Origin of the sequence: Mycoplasmopsis californica (assembly GCF_000695835.1) — a bacterium.
Taxonomy (GTDB): domain Bacteria; phylum Bacillota_I; class Bacilli_A; order Mycoplasmatales; family Metamycoplasmataceae; genus Mycoplasmopsis; species Mycoplasmopsis californica.
In genome coordinates, this window is record NZ_CP007521.1 from 43,328 (window position 1) to 69,343 (window position 26,016).

Here is a 26,016-nt window from a genome sequence, read left to right on the forward strand (position 1 = left end):
AAAATAATAGCAAAATAAATATTAAGCAAGTAAAATTTACAAAAAAATGCCGTTATTGGCATTTATCTTTATTTAGATGATTTTTTAGTTTTAGCTGCAATCTTAGCATCTAGTTCAGCTTGTTTTTCAACAGCTTGTTCAGCTAATTCTTCTTCTTTTGATGATTTTAATTCTTCTGCTCTTTTTAATCATTCTTCAGCAATCTTAGCAGCTTCAGAATTTAATTCTTCTTCTAGTTTAGAAAGTTTTGTAGCCGCTTCGCTGTCTTTAGCAGCTAATAAAGCTTTAATATGTCTCTTTTCAAGAAGACGTTGTGTCATTTGAGTTTTGTTGTTTTCGTCTTGCATGAAGAATCCTGATAAAAAGCTTGCAGGTAATCCTGTTGACATTGACATTGTATTAGCTCAATTTGTAAGTTCTTCAGTAGTTACTTCTTGATTTTTATCCGATACAGCCCCTAGAAGGTGTTGAGCAACCATTGAAAAGGCTACTGCTTGTTTTTCCTCTTTGAACACAAGTTCATTAAATTCTGCTTCAGTTTTGTCTAGAACTTTAAGGTATTCATCAAACTTAATTCCTTGTTGTTTTAGTTGTTCTATAACTTGTTGACGTTTTTGCGCTACTTGGTAATGGATGAAAATATCATTGATTTTAACATCGTTTTTAGCTAATGTTTCTGAAACATATGTCTCAATGTATTTATTCAGCGAGAATTCAATTTCATTGTTCAAAATTACTCATTTAAGCACATTTTTAGCTTCTTCAACAGTTTTTGATTGTCCTGCTCTTAGAATATATAAGTTTTCTTCAGTAAGTTCTGATTTTTCAGGTCTTTTAGCGTCTAAAATTTCAACATCAAATGTTGCTTTTTGCCCCGCTAATTTATCTACTGGATATTCTTTCGGGAATGTAACAACCACTTCACCTTTATAACCAATAGTTTTTCCAACAAGTTGGTCTTCAAAAGTGTCAATGAATGTTTTTGAACCTAATTTTAATTCAAATTTTTCGGCTTGCCCACCATCAAATGCTTCATCATTTACGTACCCTTTGTAATTCAAAGTAACTGTATCACCTAAGGCTGTTTTTTCTTTTTTATCTAATGGCATTTGAAGAGCAGTTTCTTTTAATTTATCTTCAATGTATTTTTTAACATCTGCATCTGTAACTTTTGGTAATTCAAATTTAACTTTAACATCTTTATCACTAATTTTTGATAAGTCTGCGTCAAGTGGATAAATAACTTCAAAATCAACTACTTCTCTTGAAATTGATTTAACATTAACACGAGGTTCAACAGCTACAAGGCGTGTTGTTTCCTTCTTGAATTCATCAAGAATATTTTTGTATTCAGAATTCATGTAATTGTTAAGTGCTGTTTGTAAAATTGTGGCTTCTGAGATGTGTTTTAAAGCAATATTAGCAGGAACTTTCCCTTTTCTAAAACCATTGATTTTTAAATTTTTAGTTAATCCGGCAGTAGCTTTTGATTGAAATTCTTCTCAAATCTTGCCTTCTAATTTAATTGATTTTTTTATTTCTACTTTGTTTTCATCAATTGTGATTGATTTTTTTGGCATATAATGCTCCTTATATAAGTTATTAATATAATTATAATTTTATATAAAATTTTTTAATTTAAAACTATATTATATATATTTTAGATATTATTAAAATGCAACAAAAATTAAAATAAAACGGTGTTTGCAACACCGTGATAAATTATTTTTTCTCAATAATTTCTTTAAGAGCTTCTCACAATTCCATGTATTGAGCGTTATTGTATTCTTTTGATCAGCTTCCATACATTCCGTTACCTGGAATTTGAACATTGAATTGAGCTCAATTTAATTTTTCGATTTTAGCTCGCTCACCTTCACCAGTAACCTTTACACCATCAGCACCGTTAATGTTCGTGAACAACGTTTCAATTTCAGGTTTTTTTGAAAATTCAACTGTTTTTGAGTTATTTTCTAGTGGTTTATAAGCATCATCAAAGAAATCACTATAATCGTCCCCGATTTTCATTATAACTTTACCCACAACTTTATTTCCTGCGCCTTGTTGAGATTTACTAAAGTCTCAACCATCGATATTATCGGTAACTGCATTCATTCGTTTATTTTTTGATACTTTTTGCGTTTTTTTATTTTGTTTATATGCTTCAAAAGCTGTTAGTCAAGGTGTTTTATCGCTAAATTTCCCCTCGGCATCAGTTGGCACAACTCCACGACATCAAAACATTCAGTCGTGTATGTATTTTTTAGGTAAGCCAGCCCCTTCAAGATTCTTTTTAATACCTTCAATAACGTGTTGTTTTTGATCGATGTTTGAGTTAAATAAAACTATTCCTCCGTTATCAAAAACGTGTTGAATAAACTTGATAGCACCAGGAACAGCTTTTCTTTTCCCCTCGGCATCAGTTTTTTCTTTTTCAGAAGATGAGAAGACGCCATTATTTTTAACAACACCGTAAGCTTCAGCGTATTCATTTATAAATACTGTTTCATCTAAATCCATGAAAACAACTGGTATCGCTTTTGTTGATTCGGGGTTAGAAACAACACCTGTTTCTTTATTTACTTTTGAATAGTCAAAACCCTCAGTATTTTTCTTTTTAAGATTGTCAAAAGCTTGGGTTGCTAATGTATATGCTTGTAATGATGCTGTACGTTGCTCAGCAGATTTCATATATCAAATTATTGATGAAGCAATTCCAGCGCCTTGATTAAACTGTTGAATTAATTTAGCTTTGTCATCTGTTGATATTTTTAAACGTGAGACAAGCTGAACCTTTTCATCATTACTTAAATTATTTATTATTTTAGATAATTCACTCAATGATTTTGGATTGTTTTTGCTTTCTTTTTGACAAGAAATAGCAAAAACGGGTAGTGCAAAAAATGTTGATGTTGAAAGAATTAACTTAAGATTTTTATTCACTTTTATCTCCTAATTTTATATCTATTTCAATTATATATCTTTGTAAAAATAGTCAAAATATACTGCTTTAAAACTGATTTTCTGTGTATTTTGGCAAATAAAACACACAAGTTAAATGATTGTGTGTTTTATTTATGGTATTTTTTATTCGCTATGATTGTTGCACTACGGTAAATTTGTTCAGCTAACATAATTCGGAATAATTGATGAGGGAAGGTCATATTGGAAAATGAAATTTTATATTTTGAATTTATTAGCTCTTCGCACAGCCCGTCTGAACCGCCAATGATAAATGTTATGTCATCGTTTAGTTTGATAAATTCGCTTATTTCAACCGAACTGTACAATTTGCCTCGGAGACTACACAAAATAATTGTAGAATTTTTAGGTATTTTAGATAAAACTAAATTAGTTTCTTTTAGTTTTTTAGTTTCGATATTTTTTTCTTCGCTAAATTCTTTTGTTTCAACACAATTTATTGAGTAAAAATGAGTAATTCGTTGTTCATAGTGTTGAAATAATTTCTTAAATTCGGGCGATAGTGTTCCAACAGAAATTATCCTAATTTTTTTCATTTTTGTTACTTTCAATATGAAACATTAGCATTTGAATATCAGCAGGGTTAATGCCGCTGATTCTACTTGCTTGCCCAATAGTTTGAGGGCGGATTTTAGAGAGTTTTTGTCTTGCTTCGGTTGCAATATTTTTTATGTTTTCGTAGTCAATATTAACAGGAATTTTTAGATTTTCTAGACGCACCATTTTGCTTGCATCTGTTTTTTGTTTTTCGATATAGCCATGCAATCTAACCATTATGGTTAGTTCGCGTTTATATTTGAAGTCAGGAATAATGTCATCTGGATCGACATCGGGGCGAGATAAAACTTTTAGCATTGTTACGCCATCATAAATTTTGTATTTGTGAGCTATTTCTGACTTGCCAGAAAGATATGTTGAGTGTAAACGTTCAATTTCATCGTCAATTAATTTGTATTTTTCAATTACCTCATCGTATTGTTTTTGTGAAATTGTACCTGCATACAAGCCGTATTCAGCAAGTCGTATATCTGCATTATCATTACGAAGAAGAAGTCTATATTCAGCTCGTGAAGTTAGCATGCGATAAGGTTCTTTAGTGCCTTTTGTGACTAAATCATCAATCAAAACGCCCAAATATCCGTGATTTCTCAGAATAACTATTGGCTCTTTAGCGATAATTTTTAAACCTGCATTAATACCAGCGATTAAACCCTGGCCAGCGGCCTCTTCGTAGCCGCTGGTTCCATTTATTTGTCCAGCAGTAAATAAATTTTTAATAATTTTAGTTTCCAATGACGGGTGTAATTGTAAAGGATCTATTGCATCGTATTCAATAGCATAAGCTCATTTTTGAACTTTTGCATTTTTGAGTCCAGGAATAGTTTTGATTAGTTCTTTTTGAACATCAATTGGCAAAGAAGTTGATAATCCATTAACATAGGTTATTGTGCCATCGGCTGTTTCTGGTTCGAAAAATATTTGATGTCTTTCTTTGGAAGCGAATTTAACTATTTTATCTTCTATTGAAGGACAGTATCTTGGCCCAATTCCTTCAATCAAACCTGAATACATTGCACTTTTATGCAAGTTTTTATTAATTAATTCGTGTGTTTGGGGAGTGGTGTATGTTAAGTGACAGGCGATTTGTTTAGGTGTGATAACACTTGAGCGGGATGAAAAACTTAAATTAATATCTTCTAAGACTTCTTGTTGAACTTCATTATAATCTATTGAATTTGATCAAATACGCGGAGGAGTTCCGGTTTTTAATCTTTGAAGGTTAAAACCGTGTTTTTTTAAGGAATTTGACAGTGTTGAAGTTGTTTTTTCATTGTCTGGACCACTTGAAATCGCTTCGCTACCACGAAGAATTTTTGAGGCCATGTATGTTCCAGTTGTTATTACAACAACTTTTGAATATAATTTTTCACCAGTGTCAATCACAACGCCTTTATAAGTGTTGTCTTCAACAATTAATTCCTCAACCCCTGCTTCTAATAAATCTAGATATTCTTCTTTTTCTACAAATTCTGCTGCAATTTTAGAGTATTTTTCCTTATCAATTTGAGCCCTTAGCGCTCAAACTGCAGGACCTTTTGATTGATTTAGCATTTTCAGTTGAATGGTTGCCATATCAGCTCAAAGTCCTTGCATTCCGCCGAGTGCATCTATTTCCCGAGTAATAATACCTTTTGCCGGACCACCAATTGACGGATTGCAAGGCATCATACCCAATTTGTTTTTATTGAATGAAATTAACAGTGTTTTGTGTTTTTGATGTGCTAAAGCGAATGCGGCTTCTAAACCCGCATGTCCACCCCCCACAACGATTGCATCATAATATTTATTATTCATAAATAAAATTTTAATTCAAAATTTAAATATATTAAATACTAATTATAAATTCTTATTATGTTGTTTTTTACAACATTTCAATTTTTTAATTTTACTAAATGAGTTGTAAAACGAGTTTTTTAGTAATTTAGAACGATAAATTTTTAATAGTTGAATTTATCAATAATATATTGTTTATAATTTAAAATTATGGTGTTAAAAGAATTAAAAGATGAGTACAATCTTGTAAATATAAAAGATTTAAAGTTCAAATACAATAAAAAGTCAAAAAATTATGATCTTATTATTCCAGAGCTACGGATAAAAGAAGGACAAATAGTATCGTTGCTAGGGCCATCGGGTTCTGGTAAGACAACGCTTTTAAATATTTTATTAGGTTATTTAAAACCGGAATCCGGAAAGATAACAATAAAAAATAGTCCAAAAATACACGAAATCGCTTATATTATGCAGGAGAATTCAATTTATGAAAACGTCTCTGTTTTCAATAACATATTTTTAAGTGCTCGGAACAATAGAAAGTGAATCGACAGTTCAAGAATAAGATATTTTGATTCTTTTTTTGAAGAATACATTAATTTCAATTTATTAGAAAAATATATGCAGTATGCATCTGTATTGTATTGCGAAAATAACAATTTTTTAAAGAAAAAATGACGTTATTTTAAATTTTGATGGCAGATTTTCTTTGCAAAAAATTTACCATCAAAATTTAAAATTTTAAAAGATTTAAAGTTGAAAAATTTGTTTAAAACAGAACTTCAAGAGGTTGCAAAAAAATTAGGTATTGACCATTTAATACACAAAAATGTAAATGAATTATCAGGTGGACAAAAACAAAGGGTTGCATTTGCAAAAGGTATTATCAAAAAAACAAACTTAGTTTTAATGGATGAACCATTTTCAGCTCTTGACGCCAAAATTAAAGAGTCGACTATTGATTGGCTGTTAAAAATTAAAAAAGAATTTAATTTAAGCATAATTATTGTCACCCACGATCAGGAAGATGCAATGAAAATAAGCGATCAAATTATTTTGCTTGACAAAGGCCAAGTACAACAATTTTCAACTGGTGGGGAAATGTATGAAAATCCTAATAATCTATTTGTAGCTAAATTTATTGGGTCTCCTGAAATTAATTTTATTGAGAAAAATGATAAAAAGTCGTTTTATATTCGCCAAAATAAAGTCCAAGTCAAGCAAGTGAATAATGGTAAATATAAAGTTGTTGGTAAAAAAGATTTTGGTGATCGAGTACACTACCAAATAGAAATAAATCCTGAAAACATTTGAACAGTAATTTTAAAAGATGAATCTATTGCGGTTGGCAAGCGTGTAAATATTAAATATTTAAAATCCGATGTTCTTGTTTTTGACAAAAATGGAGAAAGGTTATATGAATAAAACACACGAAAAAAAAGTATGAAATATTGTTCAAATAACACTTTTGGTAGCGCCACTGTTGATTTGCATACTTGTTTTTACTATTATTCCGATAATTCTTACGTTTCAAAAATCATTAAAGTTCTATCCATATCAGTCTAATAAAACAATATATTCATATAATTTTGGTAACTACAAAAACATTTTTAATGACCCGCAATTTGGTTCTGCAATTTTAAATACAACCTTAGCACTATTCTTGGGTACTGCAACATCAATGATTTTAGCATTGATTTTTGCAATCATAGTTGAACATTTGGTGTCTAAAAGAGCGAGAAGTGCTTTTTTAACTCTGATCTACTCACAATTTTTTATTTCTAGTTTTGCGGTTGGTATCGCTTTTACAATGTTTTTTGGTAGTAAAAGTCTTTTTTTTAAATTAATTAGGACTGAATATGGATTTACTAGTGGATCAAAAAGACTTCCTATATGACTATATTATTCAATTTTTCAAACTTGAAGATCGCTACCTTTTAATCTAGTTTTATTTGCCTCGGCAATTAATCGAGGAAACATTAAATATACAAAACTTAGTTTAAATGATAAATTAACCATCTGACAAAAAACTAAATATATTTATTTCAATGAAATACAAAAGGTATTTTTTGCAATACTATTCACTAATTTTATTTTTGCCGCATTGCTGTTACCTGATGCAATTGTGGAAAAAAGTTACAATATAGACGTTCATCAAGCTCACACGTTAACAAGTTACACAATTAAATTTGCAGGCGGTGGCGCAAATCCTGTGTTAAAGTTTGAAAAAGGTTATGCATCAGCTTTTTTTAGTTTCGCTTATTTAGTGTTCTTATTAATGTTAATTTTAATGTTGCTGCCATCATCAATTAGAAAGTTTATTAGATTTATTAAATTTAAAAAGACTAAGAGAAATAAAGCGAAGGTGGTAAAAAATGAGCTTTAAGAATATTTTTAAAGAGGTTAGCAAATTTTTTGCAATTGGTTGTCTTGTGATTGTAATTTTATTCCCTCTGTATTATTTATTATTATATTCTCTTTTGCCAACTCATTCTTTTCATGAGGCGAAATATGGTTTAGTTATTCAAGAATGGAATTGAGCAAATTTTTTCGGTTTATTTAATTCAGAATTTTGGATTGCTGTTGGCTATACATTTGTATTTGTAGGTATTTTAATTTGTTTAAGAGTAATTACTTATTCTTTAGCTATAGCTGGTTTGTTAAAGATGCCGCCAACACTACAAAAGATATTTTTATATTTCTTTTTAATTATTAGTTTAATCCCCGAATTTTCAATATATTTAAGCTTACAAGTTGTATTAAATTATTTAAATATAGCTTCTTCGTTGTTTGCAGTTGTAACAAATGCTATTTTCTCATTTTTTTCTTTTACATATGTGTTCAATATAGCAAAACACACAGCGACTCAAAAAGCGAAGTTAATATTAAATGATAATTTAAAATGACATCAAAAAATAGTGTTTGTATATTTACCTAAATTAAAACTTGCCTACTTTTTATTAATAATATTTACATTTATATCTGTGTGAAATGATTATTTATGACCTTCATTTTTACTGCGTTCGACACCAAAAACGAATATTACCATTTGATATTTAAATTTAGGTATAACTTCAGGTGGAATTTTGCTTAATATCCAAGCAGCAGGAGCTACAATTTCGGTTATAATACCCTTAACAATTTATGCGATTTTTTCTAGAAAAATCAATAAATTTAATTAAAAATTAAAATTTCTTTAAGCGCTATTGAAAGCGCTTTTTATTTTAAACTGATATATATCATTATATAAATCTAATATAAAGTGAATATAGATTAATTTCTGAATCGCTAAATAAAATTAAAGTGTTTTTTATGAAAACAATTCCACTTTTTACTTTTTCAGTTATAAAACAGTGATTTTAAGGTTGTTTTGGATATATAATTTAAAAAGTAATTTTGATTTGTTATGAATATTTGGAGATAAAAAAATGAAAAAAAATAAAAAGTGACTATTGAGTTCAGTTACACTTGGTGCCACTGCGTTGCCACTTGTTGCGAGCTCTTGTGGAACAGTAAAAACAGAAAGTAAAAATATTGTATTTAGAACTGCTCAAGGAAAACAATGACCATTGTCATTGGCCATTAAACCGCTAGTAGACTATTACAACACAACACAAAAAGAAACAAGAGGTTTTCTTCCTGTTCCTCTTGAATTTCAGGAACAACATAAAATTTGAGGTGAATTTAATTTAATAAAAAATGTTAAAGAAAACTTTGAAACGAAAAATCTAGACAAAATTCCTAATATTGTTTTAGGTGCTCAGTCAGGTGCATATTTAATTAATCAAGACGCAAGATTATTAGATGTAAGTGATAGCGGAATTACAAAAGATTTATTTGAATCTCATATTGCTAATTTACATTCAAAATTATCAGGGCAAAAAGACGAAAAGTTGTATAACTTGCCATTTGATAATGCGGATGTAGATTCATTAGTATTCAATCTTGATTTAATGCGTAAGATTTTTGAGTTAATTGAAGCTGGCGGTGGAACAATTGATAAGAATTTGGAAATTTACAAAAAAGCTCAGGAGTCAAAAGATAAAGGTTCAAATATCCCTGCTGAAAGTATTTACAATGCCTTAAAAGTTAAAAATGATGCATTTAAAAACTTCCGTGTGGATTCAGAAACATTTGGTTCATTGCAAAGTGTGAGAGAATTTTCAAAAAAATTTGCAGAAGGTGTAGAGATTGATGCATCAAAAGTTAATGATAAAACCATTGGCGGTGAAGTACTATCAGTGGACTACCAGGAACAAACATTTTTCAAAGAACTTTATGGCAAGATTGCTGAAAATAAAGAGCTTTTTGAATTAGTGACCACAAACAATGTAAATGAGCCAACTAAAATAAAATATAATTTACTAGATGATCAGGATACGTTAGCTAAATTTAAAGAATTATGAACTGAATACAATAATTCAATTAAACGTCTTGAACACAACCCAGCAAACTCAAAAACGAAAAAAGTATTTCAGTCAATTAAATATATGGAAAACCAATATAGCGAATGAGGCTCGTGAAATATTTTATTTTACAAGAGCGCAATTAGTTATGCCGCATCAGTTGGTGCTGACCAAACTAAACAAACGCCATGAGCAAAAAACTTTTTTGTAAACATTATTAAAAAACAAACAGCTGAAGAATTTAGTAAAAATGCGAAGGATGAAGATGTTTGGATGTTGCCACAAATTACAAAAACATCTAAAAATGGACGCCATTATTTCCAAGAAGGGGGTTCAAGCATTCTTCCGATTAAATTGGATGACGAAAGCAAAAATACAGCTACAAAAACATTCTTAAAATGATTATATACAGGTAAAAATAATGTTTCAAATCCTGGGGTTTTAGAAGAAAACTGAAAAACATTAGCAAGAACATCAGGTTATATTATTCCTTTAAAAACAGTTATTACAAAAGAAAATGAACAGTGAATTAAAGACGAAATCAAACGTCAAGAAGCAATTATTTCAAACACTCCTGCTGTGGATGAAGCAACTAAAACTAAGGCGATATCAGCTAAGAACTTATTAAGTTCAAGTTTAGTTTCATTGCAATCAATTTTAAAATTAAGTCAAAGTAATCCAAAAGTTGTTCCAATGTCAATGGTAACTGATGATATCACTTCAAAAATTTCAAAAGCCATTGAGACAGAGTTGTTCAATTCAACTAAACACGAAGGTAATTCAATAAAAACTGATGATGAGATTGTGCAGGCTATAAGTGTAATTAAACGTCAATAATTTTTAAAAAAAGTGCTCAGCACTTTTTTAAAATTTTAATTGAAAAATGTTTCAAAATCCAATTAATCTTAGTCAAGAATAATGGTTTTTAAATTTGTCTCTTAATATTTCATTAAAATAAAGTAATATTATTTTATGAATAAAAATAGTATCCAAGCATATTTTATAGACCTTGATGGGACGATGTTAGATAAAGGGGATGATTTTGGTTATATTTCCGAGATTAATCGAGATTATTTACTTAAAATGCAAGCAGTAAAACCAGTAATAATTTCCACAGGACGTAAACCAGAAGGTGCTGTTCAAGATTTAATGAAAATGATAAAAGCTCCATATGCCGTTTGTTCAACTGGTTCTTTAATTGTTAATAATAAGGGTGAAATTATTCATAAGGTTGATATTGAAAATGAGACTAAAAATGCAATTGTTCAGTATTTTATGAGTAAAAAACTTTATTTTATGGCAAATGGCAGTGGAATTATTTACTACGGCGCAGAATTCAATTGAAATAAAAGGGATTGAGTAAATAGATTTAAAAAACAAAATTATGATACATTTAATTTTGAGGAAGACATAAGACAATTTTTAGTATTTGGTCCTGAGATTGACGGTATTAAAGAAATTGAGGAATATATACACACAAATTTTCCAGATTTACGCACCCATATTGTTTCACACGGCTATTCAATTGAGGTAACTCATAAAAATGCAAGTAAAGGGATTGCTAATGCTTTTGTTGCTAATTTACTTGGAGTTGATATTAAAAAAAGCGCACACATTGGCGATTCGAAAAATGATTTAAATGCACTGCCGCAAGTGGGTTATTTAGTTGCTATGGGGAATGCTCACCCCGATGTAAAAAAAGCGTCAGTTTATGTTGGGGCTGATTATTTGAATGGCGGTTTAGCAAAAACGATATGCGGCTTTGAAGAATTGATGAGTAAAAAATAGGAGATAAAAATGAATTTAAAAATAGAAATAATTGATAATTTTTATAAATCGTACACATCTAATCCAGTTAATAAAATAGTTGAAAATGCAGTAACTAAAAACGGCGTAAATAACGCAGTTTATAACAATGAAGTGAGAAAATTTCACAATAATAAGTTCAGCGTTGAAACTAAAAAAGGAGGAATAACTAATCAAAAGCAGTCTGGGAGATGCTGAATTTTTGCGGCTTTGAATGTTTTAAAACCAAGCACAATGAGTGCTCTTAATGTTGATTCGTTTGAATTTTCACAGGCATATACAATGTTTTGAGAAAAAATGGAAAAAGCCAACACTTTTTTAAATCTGATAATTGAGCATAGTCACTTAGATTATCAAGATCGTTTATTTGAAATGTTTTTAAAATTCGGACATGAAGACGGTGGTTATTGAGAATGAGCTGAGGGCTTGATAAGTAAATATGGAGTAGTGCCTAAAAATTTAATGCCTGAGACATTTAATTCATCAAATACATCTCAGCTAAATAGTCTTTTAGAAATTTGCCTTTTAAATGCAGTAAAAGAATTTAAAGGAATAAATACTTCAACAGTAACAGGTCAGCAAAAAGAAGAATTTAAAACAAAAACCTTGAATAAAGTGTTTGAAATATGTGTAAAAGCACTGGGTCTTCCACCAAAAACATTTGATTTTGAATACACAGACAAGGATAAAAAGTTCCAAAAAATTGAAAATATAACACCGCTTGAATTTTTGTCAAAATATGCACGCGAAGACTACAAAGAATTAGTTAATTTATATGCCGATCCACGTGATAAATACACAAAAAATACTGTAATTAAGGCAAAATACTTCCGTGGTCCTATTGAATCAAGATCTCTTTCATTTATAAATGTTGATTTAAAAACGCTTAAAAATGCAACAATTGCAAGTTTAAAAGCAGGCGAGCCAGTATGATTTGCATGTGATATGGGTCCACAATTAGACAGAAAAGCTGGAATTATGGATACTAATCTATATCAATATGAACAAGCTTTCAATATAGGCTCTAAATTAACAAAAGCAGATAGATTAGAATTTAAGATGTCAGCACCAAACCATGCTATGACTTTTGTTGGCGTTGATTTAGATAAAAATAATAATCCAATTAAATGAGAAGTTGAAAATTCATGAGGCGATGACAATGGAGAAAAAGGGTACTTTTCAATGAGCGATGAGTGATTTGATGAGTATATGTATAGTATAATTGTTAGCCCGAAATTTATTGAAGCTCAAATTCTTGAGGAATCTAAGGTGAATAAAGAAATTGAAATTGAGCCATGAGATCCATTATCAATGATTTAGTCAGTTAAATACTGACTTTTTGTTTATTTTAAATAGATAGTTTAGACAAAAAGCATTACAAAAGTATTGAGTTTGCTATAATAATTCATATGAAGAATTTAAAGAATAAGGCAAAAGCTTACTTTTTAGATATGGACGGTACTTTTTTAGATAAACCCCAAGGTCATCAAACAGTAAGTGAGCGAAATGTAAGAGCTGCAATTGAAGTAAATAAAATTAAACCAGTAATTTTTTCTACAGGGCGCGGAAATACAGAATACACAATGGATTTGGCACGTAGAGTCGGTTCGAAATATGTTGTTTGTTTAAATGGTGCTTTAATAGTGGATATTAATAATAATGAACTTTATCGTGAAATTATGGATATTAAGTTTGTTCGCGAAGTTCTTAAAATTTTTAAAGAAAAGAAGATGTACATTTATTTAAATGGTATTAAGCACTTGTACACAGATGGAAATGTTGATAACCAATACATGAAAACTTGGGCACTGAAAAATCCACGTTTGAGCTATGCAGACTTGGATAAAATTGATGTGGTTTCAAAAATACTTGTTTTTGGTTTGAGTGTTGAAGAAACGCGCGAACTTTGAGAAGAATTGAAAATTAAGTATCCTGAGTTAGCCTTTTATTTAGTATCAAATGGAACAACTATTGAAGTAGGTCCAATCGATGCTAACAAAGGAAAAGCGAATTCAAAAGTGTGCGAATTTCTTGGTATTGATCCTAAAGATGCATTTCACATCGGAGATAGTGCAAATGATATGCCTGTTGTCGGATATTTAGGTAAATTTATTTGTATGGCGGGGTCATTAGATTTTGTTAAAGAAGTGGCTGATATTGTAGGGCCTGACTATGCAAATGCTGGCTTGTCAAAAATACTTGAAGAATTAGAAGACATAAATTTAGATTAATAAAAAATTGGTATTTGCCATTTTTTTATTCCAATTGAATCACGTTTGCCTTATGAATTAGTAAATTAAAAAAATTTTTATATTTTTAATTTTATTATAAAATAATAATGCAAATTGCTTGGTGTCAAGCACTTTTGCTTGACATAAGAAGTCACAAATTTAAGGAGATATTCATGGTTAAAATTAGATTAAAAAGAACAGGATCTAAATTCAATGCACAATATAAAATTGTCGCTGCCGATTCACGTGCTCCACGTGATGGTAGATTCATTGAAGCATTAGGTCAATACAACCCACACACAAAAGAATTTTTTGTAAAAGAAGAATTAGTGCAAAAATGAGTAGATAACGGTGCTCAACTAACTCAAGTTGTATATGACTTATTCAGAAAACATGGTTTAAATGCTAAATTAGCTAAAAATTCAAAACACAATAAATAATGAAAGTCAATTTTTTAACTCTTTTTCCAAATTATTTTAAGCCGTTAATTGAAGAATCTATTATTGCTAAGGCGATAGAAAAAGGTGTTATTGAGATTAAATTAATCGATTTTAGAGACTTTAGTCTCGATAAACACCGTAAAGTTGATGATGAAATTTACGGAGGCGGTCATGGGTTATTGTTACAAGTTGAACCTATTGATCGAGCACTTGAATCATTGCCTGAAAAAGGTGGCTATAAAGTTTTAGTTTCGCCTCAGGGAAAAAAATTCAGTCAGGATATTGCCAATAGGCTTGCTAATAAAAGACAATTAACATTTATTTGCGGTCGCTATGAGGGTTTTGATGAACGTATTGTTGAACTAGTCGATGAAGAAATTTCGATTGGTGATTATGTTTTAACTGGCGGTGAGCTACCTGCAATGATGATGGCTGATGCTATTATCAGGCTAGCTGATGGCGTAATTAGAACTGAGTCGCATGTAAATGAATCGTTTCAAGGTCAAGGTTTATTAGAACATCCGCAATATACTAGACCGCGAGAATACAAGGGGATGAAAGTACCAGAAGTTTTATTTAGTGGTAATCATGCTGAAATTGAAAAATGGAAAATGAGAATGTCTTGAGAAAAGACTTTAAAAAATAGACCCGACATTATTGAAAGGATTAAAAATGAGAAATAAATTAATCGAATTAGTAGAAAAACCACAACTACGTAAAGACCATCCAGAATTTCGTGTTGGGGATAATGTTAAAGTTAGCGTTCGTATCCGTGAAGGTGAAAAAGAACGTATTCAAATTTTTGAAGGTTTAGTTATTAGTAAAACTGAGTCAGGAACACGTGAAAACTTTACAGTTAGAAAAATTTCATTTGGTATCGGAGTAGAAAGAACCTTCCCATTACACTCACCATTTATTGCAAACATTGAGGTTGTTCGTTCAAATAAAGTACGTCGTGCAAAACTTAACTTCATTCGTGAAAGAAGTGGTAAGTCAGCAAGACTTAAAGAAATTAAACGTAACGGATAATTTATATTTAATTAATTATTTTGTGACTTCAAAACATACTGTAAAGTATGTTTTTTTATGATAATTTGTGTATAAAATAAAAAAACAAGAACTAATCTTGTTTTTTACATTTTGAGTTAGAAGTATCAAATTTAATCTTTAATACTGCTTTTCAAAATAATGTCAACCCAATTGGAAGAGAAATTGCTAATATTATAATCAACGCATTTAATACAATTATGACGCCAATATTTGCCCCTTTATAAAATAGTGGGTGAGCGAAATTTAAGAAGGTATAGATTGTTGCTCCGTCATTTTGTATGAAAACATTGTATGTTGCTCAATAAAGAACGAATGCAAATAATATATAAACTAAAACACTTCCGATAGCTAGATAAACATTTTTTCTGCCTAAAACAATCTCTTTTCGTAGCAAAATTAAAAAGACAAATCCAATTATAGGATGAATTTCGTGCGTTATAAGTGACTTGATAGCTGAATATGCTGTTTCTCATGTACTTTTTTTATATGAGATTAATGCTCAATAAACTAAAAAAGTAACAGTGATTAGGGTAATTGAAAGAAAAAATAATCTCTTAATGACTGTACTTTGACGTTTTCAACCAATTAGTATTAGCATTACACCTAAAAAAATATTAGTTAGGTATGTAAAATAAAAAATACTTGTTCATTGTTTAAATACGGCACCAATAGTTGGCAATCCACTATAAAAATTTTGGTCTGGATTATAAAATGCTGTTGCGTTTAAAATAATAAAACAGAGTGTGGTCGTCAAAATTATACAACCAAAAAAACTTAGCACTCAATTAGGTGTTGAATAATTTTTTATTACATTTTTTTGTTTCATAATTAGTGAATTATATACTATTTAAGAATTTTAGAGGTTGATCAAATTCCTTAAAAACAGGAACCTCAATTCCATTGTAATTTACTATTTTAATATTATTTCAATTTAGGTTTGGCCAAATAGTAAAAGTATTTACGGATGAATCACAAACAATGTATTCAGTTGGTTTTGAGCTAGCAAAAATAGTAGCAAGATCTCTGGGCAAGACGCATTGCGAACGTAATGCTTTTAGCTTCAATCAAAAACTTCTTTTTCCACTCCCTCAATTTAGCAATCTATTTCAAGTTTTAGAACTAATTTTATCTACAATGTTTACCTGTGATGTGCCAATTATTAAATTTATAAAAATTTTAGTTTTATTAAAGTAGAAAAAAGGCATTAAAGTCCGTTCCTTCAGGGCTTGCATTTCATACTTAAATTTATCAGGATATTGTCTTGACAGTCTCATAAAATTTTCTCAATATAAACAAATACTAAAATGACGAAAATGAGTATTTTTCGAAGTAATTTGTTTATAGGTGAATGGGGAAATTGATCAATTAATTTTATTCTCGATAAGTATTACTTTTAATTGCTTTATTATGATGGCTAAATTATCATTCATACACTTCATTATAGTACAATTTTTTGCTCAAAAATTTAAAATATTATCTGCTTTATGTGAAATAAATTTATAAAAAGGATCTAAAAATGTTTAAATTTTGTTCTAATCCAAATTAATACTTAATATTAAGTTTAGTATATAATAGAATACATATTATTGATAATTATCGGAAGGATAAATAATGGGAAAAAAGAAAGAAACTTTTTTTGAGCGTTTAACTAAAAAGAACGCTCAACAACAAGAAAATCAGAATCCAAGAGTTAGAAAAACCAAGAATTGAAAATTTTGGTTAATTAGCTCATTATTAGTTGGTGCTCTTTCAGCTGGGATTACTATTCCGTTGGTTGCTAATACTGTTGTGAAAAATTATATTGAACCAATCAAAGGGGATACTGATTTATTTAAATATGTTAGACCTGATGGGTCAGAAGTTCAATTCCAAATGAAAGATCTTAAATCGTCTGAGTTAGTTAAAGATGCAAAAGATCCTAAGAAAGTACTAGAACAAGCATACAAACATGCTGTATTTTATCTATACGAACAAGAAGTTAAAGCTTCAAAAGAGTATCAAAGATTATGAAATGCATCGCGTAAAGATAACGACAAAGAAAGAAATGACATTGCACTGAAAAGTGTTGATGAACTTCGTAAAAAACACCGCGATTTAATTAAAGATGTTAAAGAGTTGATGATTAAACAACACGGATACTCAAAATGAGAACAAGCATTTAATGATTTTTTAATTAAATCATTCAATGGTGCTAAAAATATTGAAGAAGCTGTTGATTTCAGGGTATATTCTGAAATTCAACGTGACGCATTACGCCGTTTTACATTAAATACTACTTTTAACATTAATGATGCGGACCGTACTGCAACATCAACTATTTACAAATTGGACGCAAATGGCCAACAAACTAATGAAGTCTTATTCCAAAAAGGTGAAAAAGTATTCCCGTTCTTCCAACAAGATAAAAACTTTTTTGAACTTCAAGATATAAAACAAAAAATGACTTTTATGACTAATAGCTATGTAATATCAACCTCTAACCCAAAAGAATACAACGAAGCTTATAAAGGTGCTGATTCATTCATTAAACACTATTTAGCACACAATAATCCTGTATTATTCAGTCAATTTAGCCTTTCTGGTATCGCGCCCACTAAAAAAGAAAATGGGAAAGAAGCGAAATGAAATTTCAATAAAGAAGCTGTAAAAAAACTTATGTTTTACTGACCGATTGAGAAAGAAGCGAAAATTGAGGCCATTCCATCGTTTAATAAAATTAAGGACACATTTAAAAGTTATGAAGAATATAACAAGATTGCAATCAGCACTCCTGGTTCAACATTAGCAAAGGAAATTGTTGATTATAGCACTGTGTTAGCTACTTTATCATTAGATGATGCAGATATCAAGTCAAACTGAGGCTCAGCTGGCTTAACATCAGTGAGTGATTTATTTAAGGCTGGCGGCGATAATACACTTAAGGCTTTTGCTAAACATAAAGATATTTTGATTAAAGACTCTTCATCTTCGTTAAAAGAAGTTGATTTATTCGGCGAACTTGAAAAAATCAGGCAAAATATTATAAAAACATTTAATTTAACTGACGTTAAAAATAGTTTGACTGGCAAAAATCAGGCTGAAGCACAAACGGCGATAGGAGACTTTAATAAAGCGCTTAAAAAAGTGTTCGATGATGCTAGTGATGTTAAAAAAGAAGGGCTTTGAAGTGATAAATTTAATGAATTAGTTGCAAAACCATTAACCCAACTTTTCGAAACTGATGGGAAAATTAATACAGTTTATAAACTTAAAGATTCACAGGATACTTTAATAGTTTTAAGTAGTAAAGGCATCACTTTATTAAAAGTTAATGACCTGAATTCATTTGCAAAAAATAACTCTGATAATTCACATGAAGCAATTATTAAAGAAATGATTCGAAATGACTTCCTAATTTCGAACAAATACCAAGCGGCAAATGGTAAAAAATATAATGCTTTAAATCAAGTGAATAAATCACTATCAACACCTGAGAATGTTTTAAATGTGTTATTGAAAGAACAATCATTTAAGAATTATTTGAAAAACCAAAATAACATTTATGCTTTAGATAATAATGGAAAATTAGCTCCAAAAACTAAATACAATGATAAAGATTTAGCGGAAATTATAGAAATGAACAATAGCATTCTTAACTCATTTGAAATTAAATCAGCATACGATTTAACCAAAGCAGTCGACAAGTGAATGAAAGATAGAGCTGAGGGCAAATATGATTCATTTTTTGAGACAAAAGAAAATAAGGTTTATTTTGCACACAATAATGACAGCTACAAAAAAGATGCCGGACATACTATATTTGAAGCACTAAAACAGGCAAGAAAGGCAAATTAATAGGAGGGGATAATGAGTAAAATTAAATATTTATTGGCATCGCCGCTTATTGGAGCGCCTTTTGCGGTTGTTGCTTGCGGACAAAATGTTAATACTCCTGGCAAAATTAAACAAGACGAAGAAATTACAAAAACTGCATCAAATCAGTTAAAAAAGCTATTCACTCACTCAGTATTACTGACAGAATATAAAATTCCATTTTCAGATTCGTCAAAGGTAGATGAAATTTATATTAATACTTTTAAAGATAAAAATAGCCAGCTTTATAAAGATTCATTAAAAGCATTTAAATTTTATGCATTAAATAAAATTAATACTGATCAATATTATTTTGCGGAAAAGGTAGTTAGCTGATCAGGTGATAGAACGTTAAATCCGCAAGAAATTAAAAGTTTAGGTCCTATCCAACCTAATACAATTCCAACAGAAAATCAATTTGAAATTCTATGAATTAATGAAAAAACTGGAATTAGAGATGAATTAGAAAAAATGTTAATTGTAAATAAATACTTTGCGATTTCAGATAAAGACCATTTAAAAAAAATGGACAAAAATTTTAAATACACCAAAGATATTAAATATGAACTGAAAAATTACCTATTAGCTAAATATGCGGTTGAAAAGAAATTTGCTCAAGTATGGTCAAAGGATCCAGAAAAAGAAGCGGACGATTCATTTTTTACCCAAGGATACAATAATTTAAGAGGTGCCGATTCATTTAATGCCTTTTGAACTTACTCAAATCAACCTAAAATTGTGCTTAAAAACGAAATTGAGCATATAAGTGGCAATGAAGATGATAAAAAGTTATACGGTTATAAAGGTTTTAAATCTAATACTAATTCTTATTCATTGAAATGAGATTTTGAATCATTAAAGGCGAAAAAATATCCTAAGGAATTGTATGGTTATTTTGATGTTAATAACAATCGGTTAGTTAATACCAAGATTGAACCAAATTTTGTTATTAACCCATATAAAACCAATTCTGAGCAGACTAACACACCAACATTAGTTTATGTTAATCAGATTGCACCAATTGCATCAACAACTGAGGTTGAATTGCCAACTGTTGAAAAAGATGAAAAAAACAAAACAAAAGTAACTCTTTTATCATTTGATAATACGATGTATAAAGATAAACTCGATTTATTAGCTTTCTTGTTCTTCTTAAATGATGCAACTTTATATGAAACGGCGATAAAAAGTTTTGCTCAAATTGGACACAAAATAAAAATTAATAAAGTGAGTGAAACCTTGAGAAAAGCAGCTAAAGATTTAACATTTGTGGAGTTAGTGTAATGGACAATATTTTTCTTGATATTATTGCAGGTAAAGCTGAAGCTCAATTTATATATAAAGATGAGAAGTGCGTTGCTTTTTATGATAAGTTTCCATTTAGACCCGGACACTTTTTAGTTGTTCCACGTGAAAAAACAGCTAATATTACTGAAATGGATGATAATTTAGCAGGGTACTTAATTAATGTTGCAAGAAAGTTAGCTAAGCAAGAAATTTTAGATAAAGGTATCCCTGGTTTTAAAATTGTGATAAACACAGGACGCAGTGCTGAACAATCCATTTTTCACACTCATATTCACGTAATTCCTTTTAAATAAACAAAACTCAGTTAAAATACTGAGTTTTCTTATTCAATTAAATATTGCTAGTTAATATATAATTGATTAGCGAAAATATAAGAGACTATATAACGCAAAATAATTTAGGAGTAACATGTTTGCAAAAGACGAAATTAGAGACGTAAAAATATTGCTTATTTTAAACACAATTGTACCAATTTCTTTTCTTTTATTAGCTTATTTAACAGCTTCATCAATTACACAAGGAAATAGCATTTCCCTTTTTAAATATATTCAATTAATTATAGGTGTACCTTTGTCAATTGTTGTATTAAGATACATTATCATAGCTTTATTTCCAGCATTTAAATTGAAAAATAAAACAGTTTTCATTTGTTTATGAGTAATAATGCTATGAAATATTGTTTACAATGTTTTAATATTATTTCAAATGTACTCAGGATTAGAACAAAATGTCAATTACGCAATTCAATCATTTAGTGCGATAATATTTATTTTAGGCTTAATAGTTCCTTTCCGTTTATATTCGATAATGACGGAGATTCAAGAAGTAAAATCTGTTGAAACTATTGAAATAACGAGTAATTAAGCTAGCAAGTTAAAAAGTAAAAATACGCATAATTTGCGTATTTTTGTGTATAAACCTGTGGCATAGGCTGAAAAATAATTATATAAGTGCCAATTCAGTTAATGTTTTAACCATTACACCTTGTGGAATTTCACTAATATCTGCTGTACCAGCAATATCAATATGAATGTATTCAACATCTTCTGTAAACTCTTTTAGAAACATCGCTGCAGAACATGAACCAGCATTTCCAGAAAGATCTGTGTTTTTAAGGTCAGCAACTTGTGATTTTTTGATATTTTGACCAAAAGCTTCATCAAAAGGCATTCTTCAAATCAATTCATGTGCGTTTTTGGCAGCTTTTGAGATATCTTCTCACGCTTTTTCGCTTGTTGCTCAAACACCAGAGTATGTGTGTCCTAAGGCAACAACGATTGCTCCCGTTAGTGTAGCGACATCAATAATGCGAGTAGCTTTTAAATTACGCACGGCATAGGTAATTCCGTCAGCTAAAACTAAACGACCCTCAGCATCTGTGTTATTGATTTCAACTGATTTTCCATTCATTGATGTTCAAACTGAATCAGGAAGTGATGCATCACCATTTACACGGTTATCTGTAATACACATAACTGCTGTAAAGTTTTTCTTCGGTTTTAGTTGTGCAATTGCTTTTAATGTAGAAGCAACAATGACAGAACCGGACATATCGAATTTCATGCCTAACATTGAACGAGATGGTTTTAGTGAATATCCACCTGAGTCAAAAGTAATACCTTTTCCGACTAATACTGTTTTTTCAGTTGATTCAGGATCGCCATTGTACTCAACGACAACAACTCTTGCTTCATACATTGACCCACGGTTAACTGAAAGAAGAAGCCCCATTTTTAATTCTTCAATTTGTTTTTTATCTAATACGCTTACTTTTAAATTGTCGTATACCTTAAAATCATCGACGATAGTTTGGGCTAATTTTTCCGAGTTCAAAACATTTGGCGGAGTTACTTGCAAATTACGAGCATAATTAGTAGCTTCGGCAATAATAATAGCTTTTTGAATAGCGGCTTCAAGTGAGCTATCAACATTTGTTTTGTATGGTGTTAAAGTAAATTCTGTTATTTTTTTTTCGCTTTTTAAGTTATATAATTCAGCTTTTTGGAAGTATAGACCACGAATAAATGCTTCCATAACTTTTGTTGCATCTAGATTTTCAGTAGTAAACGAATCCACGTCAAATTGGTAGTTTCTCGGTAGAGAGGTAGCTAAATTACCAAAAAAATCAACTAAACTTTTAAATGTTAGCTTACTTTTTTCTCCGAAGTACACAAATGCTTCATTCTTGGTTAAATATTCAGTAATTACCTGATTTTTTTCAATTAAATGCTCAATTTTTTGATCTTCTTTAAAATGAGCTTTTAATAAAACGTCATTATTTCTTGATTGAGATATTTTTTCAAATAACATATAATCTCTCCTTTTTTATGTTTGATATTATAAATTTTAGCATTTATATGAATTGTGGAATGATAATTTAATAAGTATTGAAATATATTAAAAATTTTGAGAAAAAATCATACATAAATTTAATTTATTTTTATAATTACAAATATGGAATACAGAGGACCTGATGATGATTTTAGATCATTTTCAAAGTGATCTATTAGAAAAATAACGTTTATTGCAATCTTAATCGCAATTTCGGTTGCTTTTTTTCTCATAGTTTTTCAGCTAATGCCAATAGTTTCCTTACCGGCCTATAAAATTAGTATTATAGGACTACCAATTAAAATAACCGGCTTTATTTTTGGGCCAGTTATCGGAGCTTTTGTTGGTTTAGTTTCTGATTTATTTTCTTTTGCATTGGTTCCTACTTATTACAATTTTTATTTTACTATTGCCGCAATGTTAGACGGGATTATTCCTGGCATGATAAGCTGAGTATTTTTAAGACTTATTCGTTTTTTGTTCGGTGGTAAGTTTAGAGATACATTGATTACAGAAAAGATTGAAAGAATACTGAAAAAGATTGATAAATTGTCGCTCGATGCAGTCGATAACCAAAAAAATATAAGAAAATTAGAAAATAAAGTAATCAGTCTTTATGTTGCTCAAAACAGCAAACATAAATTAGCTAAAAGAACAAGTGTTTTGATGAATATTAATATGTTTGCTTGCATATCTATTTTAGTTACGGTTATAATGCTAGTTACTTATATAGTGGGTTATAAAGTTGATAATGTAACCATTCAAAAAGGTATTGTGCCAAATAGAATAGCTTTAATTATTATGATGGTTTCAGGATATTTGGCAATGTTGGTGTTTATTTTAATAGCGAGATTTAAATTGAATTCGAAATTGTATTTAATTATTGTTCCGATTGTTGTTTTTTCAGCTTTAATCGAGTTATTTAATGTTCCTATTCTATCTTTTGCAGAGAAGCAAAGTATTGAGACGTCTAACTCTGAAGGTTCTCTATTTGTATATATGTTTCAACATATTGTTCTTAGCCCTGTGAAAATATGAGGAAATATGTTTATTATATTTTTCACTTATAAAATAATTGCTCCATCAATTTATAAAAATCGCAATATTACATATTAGACAGCAGTCTAATATTTTTATTAAAAAATATCGAATTTAATTATAAGTTTTTAATCATATATAGAATTTTATTAGTATAATGAATTAACAAGAGGGAGGTTTATGATGTTTAAAATTAAATTTAAAAAAATTTTGTTAAGTAGTTCGCTAATTTTACCGGCAATAGTAAGTGTTTCTTGTTTTAATTTTAAACAAACAATATCAAATGAGTCGCAACAGCAGAATCCATTGACGGATGATTCTGACAAAATAAACGAAATGAACAATAGCAATGTTAAGGATAAAAATCATAAGCCATCCGTTGGAAACTCAAATCTTAAAGATACCAAACCCAAAAAAACATTAGATCCAACAAAGCCTAAAAAACTTATCCCAAGCCCAGATAAAGGAAAAAGCGACAGTGGAACAAGCACTCAAACCAATAAAGAAATTTTTGATGCAAAAAAAGAACAAAAATTTGTTGATCAGACTGTAAAAAATACATTGACGCATATAGATAATGTTGCCTTAGAGTCTGTTTATGAAGAACAGAATAATTTGAATAATAATGTCAGAATACCGCTTTATCGACACAATAAAAATCAAGATGTTTATGTATCATATGGATATGTTGCTAACTTGATCACAACATATTTTTTGGGTAGTAATTTAAATAACGCAGTTAAAACGAATGAAAGTATAACCTATAATATTGACCTTAAAAACAGATTGATTTTCAATGAAAAGACTGACAAAATTCAGTATAAATACTACAATAATTTGTTTTTGAAACCTGACTTTTCAAAAGTAGCTCTTCACCCTCGTCTAAAATTTGAAAGTTGAAATCATTTTTTATTAGATAATCCGAATGAATTAAGGGAGATAAATTTAGGCAAATACAATATTGATTTAATTGTTGACCAAGGAGAAGTGTATATTCCGTTATCAGTTCTTAACCTAATATTTCTGTCAAATAATTATTTCAATTTACAATTTAATGGAAGTAAAATTTTAGTTTCAGATAACAATGCAAGAGTTAATTGAAAACAATTTTCAGGTTTTGCTAAATTTTATGATTTAAAAAGATTTAATTCTGAAAATCTTCAACAAAGAAAAAATAACTACAACTTCTTAGCATTGATGTTTGATTATTTTTATGGTATTAAAAACGATCTTTATGAACGTTACAATGTTAAAAATTTTTATGAGTTAGCCGAATCATTAAAGTTAAAAGATGCACTGCTAAGTACTGATTTTACTGTATATAATAATGCGTATCAGCGTTTATGAAATCAAGTCCTTAATGACTTACATTCAACCTTATTAACTAATTCCTATTATAGAAAGAATGCTTCTTTGGCGGCGGGGTCTCATATAATTCCACAAAAAAGTGTTGAAGCAAGCAAAACGCTTGAAAAGATTATAAAATTAAGGCAAAATACTTTATCTCCAAATGGACATTTTTATAGTAATAAAATTACTCATATAATTGGTGATACTGCTCGAATTATTTTTAATCAATTTCATCATTTACCAAGTATGGAAATTGAAAGAAAATATTGACCATTTTACGACTCATTTTACTTATTCAAAGACGCAATTAAGCAAATTAGAGCTGATGATAAAGAAAATAAAGTGAAAAATATAATTATTGATATTTCAATAAATGGCGGCGGTTCTTCACTTGCTATGCAACAAGTTGCTGGATTTTTAAGTAATAAACCTATACATCTATATATTCAGAATAACTTAGCAAACCAATACACTGATATGAAATTCCGTGTAGATACTAATGAAGATAATCAATTTAATGGCAATGATGGTTTTCCTGAGTATAATTGATACATTTTGACTGGTAGAAATACATTTAGTGCTGCAAATTTATTTGCACACTGAGCTAAAGTATCAGGAACCGCCAAAATAATAGGTAATAGAAGTGGCGGGGGAATGTATGCTATTATGCCGACAGTATTACCGGATGGAACAAACGTTAATATTTCAAGTGTAAATGCATGGATTGGAGGATTAAATTATAGTCCTAAATTTAAAAAAGAAATGCCTTATACAGAAAATGGAGTTCCAGTAGATTACACACTTTCATATGATGATTATTATAAAGACAATATTTTAGAGCTTATGAAGCCTGTTAACTAAGAATTTAGTGCATAATTTGCACTATTT

The 26,016-nt window shown here is 29.6% G+C and carries 23 protein-coding genes; 16 read left to right on the forward strand and 7 right to left on the reverse strand.

Annotated features, from left to right (window positions below):
* Positions 1 to 68 precede the first annotated feature (68 nt).
* From tig to mnmG, 4 genes are all read right to left on the reverse strand, one after another.
* Positions 69 to 1,580: a trigger factor gene (tig, locus tag MCFN_RS00195; protein ID WP_051604526.1), complete on the reverse strand. Its 1,512-nt coding sequence runs from the start codon at positions 1,578 to 1,580 to the stop codon at positions 69 to 71.
* A 142-nt stretch (positions 1,581 to 1,722) separates the two neighbouring features.
* Positions 1,723 to 2,943 carry an HAD family acid phosphatase gene (locus MCFN_RS00200; RefSeq protein WP_038560964.1) on the reverse strand — a complete coding sequence of 407 codons (1,221 nt, stop codon included), beginning with the start codon at positions 2,941 to 2,943 and terminating at the stop codon, positions 1,723 to 1,725.
* Between the two features lie 128 nt (positions 2,944 to 3,071).
* Entirely contained in the window at positions 3,072 to 3,518 is a 447-nt protein-coding gene (locus MCFN_RS00205) for a 23S rRNA (pseudouridine(1915)-N(3))-methyltransferase RlmH (protein WP_038560967.1), read from the reverse strand.
* A complete protein-coding gene (gene mnmG / locus MCFN_RS00210; protein WP_038560970.1) occupies positions 3,505 to 5,337 on the reverse strand; it encodes a tRNA uridine-5-carboxymethylaminomethyl(34) synthesis enzyme MnmG in 1,833 nt (610 codons plus the stop codon). Before mnmG ends, MCFN_RS00205 begins: the two co-directional genes overlap by 14 nt.
* 189 nt (positions 5,338 to 5,526) lie before the next feature.
* Between mnmG and MCFN_RS00215 the strand changes: the two genes are divergently transcribed.
* The 10 genes from MCFN_RS00215 (at position 5,527) to rplS (ending at position 15,228) form a co-directional block, all read left to right on the forward strand.
* Positions 5,527 to 6,741: an ABC transporter ATP-binding protein gene (locus MCFN_RS00215; RefSeq protein ID WP_038560973.1), complete on the forward strand. Its 1,215-nt coding sequence runs from the start codon at positions 5,527 to 5,529 to the stop codon at positions 6,739 to 6,741.
* Entirely contained in the window at positions 6,734 to 7,702 is a 969-nt protein-coding gene (locus MCFN_RS00220) for a carbohydrate ABC transporter permease (protein ID WP_038560976.1), read from the forward strand. Before MCFN_RS00215 ends, MCFN_RS00220 begins: the two co-directional genes overlap by 8 nt.
* Complete coding sequence (locus tag MCFN_RS00225) at positions 7,692 to 8,498, forward strand: ABC transporter permease family protein (protein WP_038560979.1); 807 nt, start codon at positions 7,692 to 7,694, stop codon at positions 8,496 to 8,498. The genes MCFN_RS00220 and MCFN_RS00225 overlap by 11 nt, the downstream gene beginning before the upstream one ends.
* 246 nt (positions 8,499 to 8,744) lie before the next feature.
* Positions 8,745 to 10,559 (forward strand): P68 family surface lipoprotein, encoded by a 1,815-nt coding sequence (locus MCFN_RS00230; RefSeq protein WP_038560982.1) that lies wholly within the window; start codon positions 8,745 to 8,747, stop codon positions 10,557 to 10,559.
* 135 nt (positions 10,560 to 10,694) lie between these two features.
* Positions 10,695 to 11,510 (forward strand): Cof-type HAD-IIB family hydrolase, encoded by an 816-nt coding sequence (locus MCFN_RS00235; RefSeq protein ID WP_081817268.1) that lies wholly within the window; start codon positions 10,695 to 10,697, stop codon positions 11,508 to 11,510.
* 9 nt (positions 11,511 to 11,519) lie between these two features.
* On the forward strand, positions 11,520 to 12,848 hold the full coding sequence (locus MCFN_RS00240; RefSeq protein ID WP_038560985.1) for a C1 family peptidase: 1,329 nt from the start codon (positions 11,520 to 11,522) through the stop codon (positions 12,846 to 12,848).
* An 89-nt stretch (positions 12,849 to 12,937) separates the two neighbouring features.
* Entirely contained in the window at positions 12,938 to 13,759 is an 822-nt protein-coding gene (locus tag MCFN_RS00245) for an HAD-IIB family hydrolase (protein ID WP_051604528.1), read from the forward strand.
* Positions 13,760 to 13,932: 173 nt separating this feature from the next.
* Positions 13,933 to 14,199: a 30S ribosomal protein S16 gene (gene rpsP, locus MCFN_RS00250; protein WP_038560988.1), complete on the forward strand. Its 267-nt coding sequence runs from the start codon at positions 13,933 to 13,935 to the stop codon at positions 14,197 to 14,199.
* A complete protein-coding gene (gene trmD, locus MCFN_RS00255; protein ID WP_038560991.1) occupies positions 14,199 to 14,882 on the forward strand; it encodes a tRNA (guanosine(37)-N1)-methyltransferase TrmD in 684 nt (227 codons plus the stop codon). The genes rpsP and trmD overlap by 1 nt, the downstream gene beginning before the upstream one ends.
* Entirely contained in the window at positions 14,872 to 15,228 is a 357-nt protein-coding gene (gene rplS, locus MCFN_RS00260; RefSeq protein ID WP_038560994.1) for a 50S ribosomal protein L19, read from the forward strand. The genes trmD and rplS overlap by 11 nt, the downstream gene beginning before the upstream one ends.
* A 91-nt stretch (positions 15,229 to 15,319) precedes the next feature.
* On the opposite strand, the gene MCFN_RS00265 is transcribed toward rplS, so the two are convergent.
* Positions 15,320 to 16,075 (reverse strand): MAGa3780 family membrane protein, encoded by a 756-nt coding sequence (locus tag MCFN_RS00265; RefSeq protein WP_038560997.1) that lies wholly within the window; start codon positions 16,073 to 16,075, stop codon positions 15,320 to 15,322.
* 10 nt (positions 16,076 to 16,085) lie between these two features.
* Positions 16,086 to 16,679: a hypothetical protein gene (locus tag MCFN_RS00270; protein WP_038560999.1), complete on the reverse strand. Its 594-nt coding sequence runs from the start codon at positions 16,677 to 16,679 to the stop codon at positions 16,086 to 16,088.
* A 181-nt stretch (positions 16,680 to 16,860) separates the two neighbouring features.
* Between MCFN_RS00270 and MCFN_RS00275 the strand changes: the two genes are divergently transcribed.
* From MCFN_RS00275 to MCFN_RS00290, 4 genes are all read left to right on the forward strand, one after another.
* Positions 16,861 to 19,083 carry a HinT-interacting membrane complex protein P80 gene (locus MCFN_RS00275; protein ID WP_038561002.1) on the forward strand — a complete coding sequence of 741 codons (2,223 nt, stop codon included), beginning with the start codon at positions 16,861 to 16,863 and terminating at the stop codon, positions 19,081 to 19,083.
* Between the two features lie 12 nt (positions 19,084 to 19,095).
* On the forward strand, positions 19,096 to 20,385 hold the full coding sequence (locus tag MCFN_RS00280; protein WP_038561005.1) for a HinT-interacting membrane complex lipoprotein P60: 1,290 nt from the start codon (positions 19,096 to 19,098) through the stop codon (positions 20,383 to 20,385).
* Positions 20,385 to 20,702: a histidine triad protein HinT gene (gene hinT / locus MCFN_RS00285; protein WP_038561008.1), complete on the forward strand. Its 318-nt coding sequence runs from the start codon at positions 20,385 to 20,387 to the stop codon at positions 20,700 to 20,702. Before MCFN_RS00280 ends, hinT begins: the two co-directional genes overlap by 1 nt.
* 115 nt (positions 20,703 to 20,817) lie before the next feature.
* Positions 20,818 to 21,273, forward strand: coding sequence for a hypothetical protein (locus MCFN_RS00290; RefSeq protein WP_038561011.1), 456 nt, complete (start codon positions 20,818 to 20,820; stop codon positions 21,271 to 21,273).
* Between the two features lie 78 nt (positions 21,274 to 21,351).
* On the opposite strand, the gene MCFN_RS00295 is transcribed toward MCFN_RS00290, so the two are convergent.
* Positions 21,352 to 22,719 carry a M17 family metallopeptidase gene (locus tag MCFN_RS00295; protein WP_038561016.1) on the reverse strand — a complete coding sequence of 456 codons (1,368 nt, stop codon included), beginning with the start codon at positions 22,717 to 22,719 and terminating at the stop codon, positions 21,352 to 21,354.
* Positions 22,720 to 22,863: 144 nt separating this feature from the next.
* Between MCFN_RS00295 and MCFN_RS00300 the strand changes: the two genes are divergently transcribed.
* Entirely contained in the window at positions 22,864 to 23,856 is a 993-nt protein-coding gene (locus tag MCFN_RS00300) for an ECF transporter S component (protein ID WP_038561019.1), read from the forward strand.
* A gap of 105 nt (positions 23,857 to 23,961) precedes the next feature.
* Positions 23,962 to 25,989, forward strand: a complete 2,028-nt coding sequence (locus tag MCFN_RS00305) for a S41 family peptidase (RefSeq protein WP_038561022.1) — start codon at positions 23,962 to 23,964, stop codon at positions 25,987 to 25,989.
* Positions 25,990 to 26,016 lie beyond the last annotated feature (27 nt).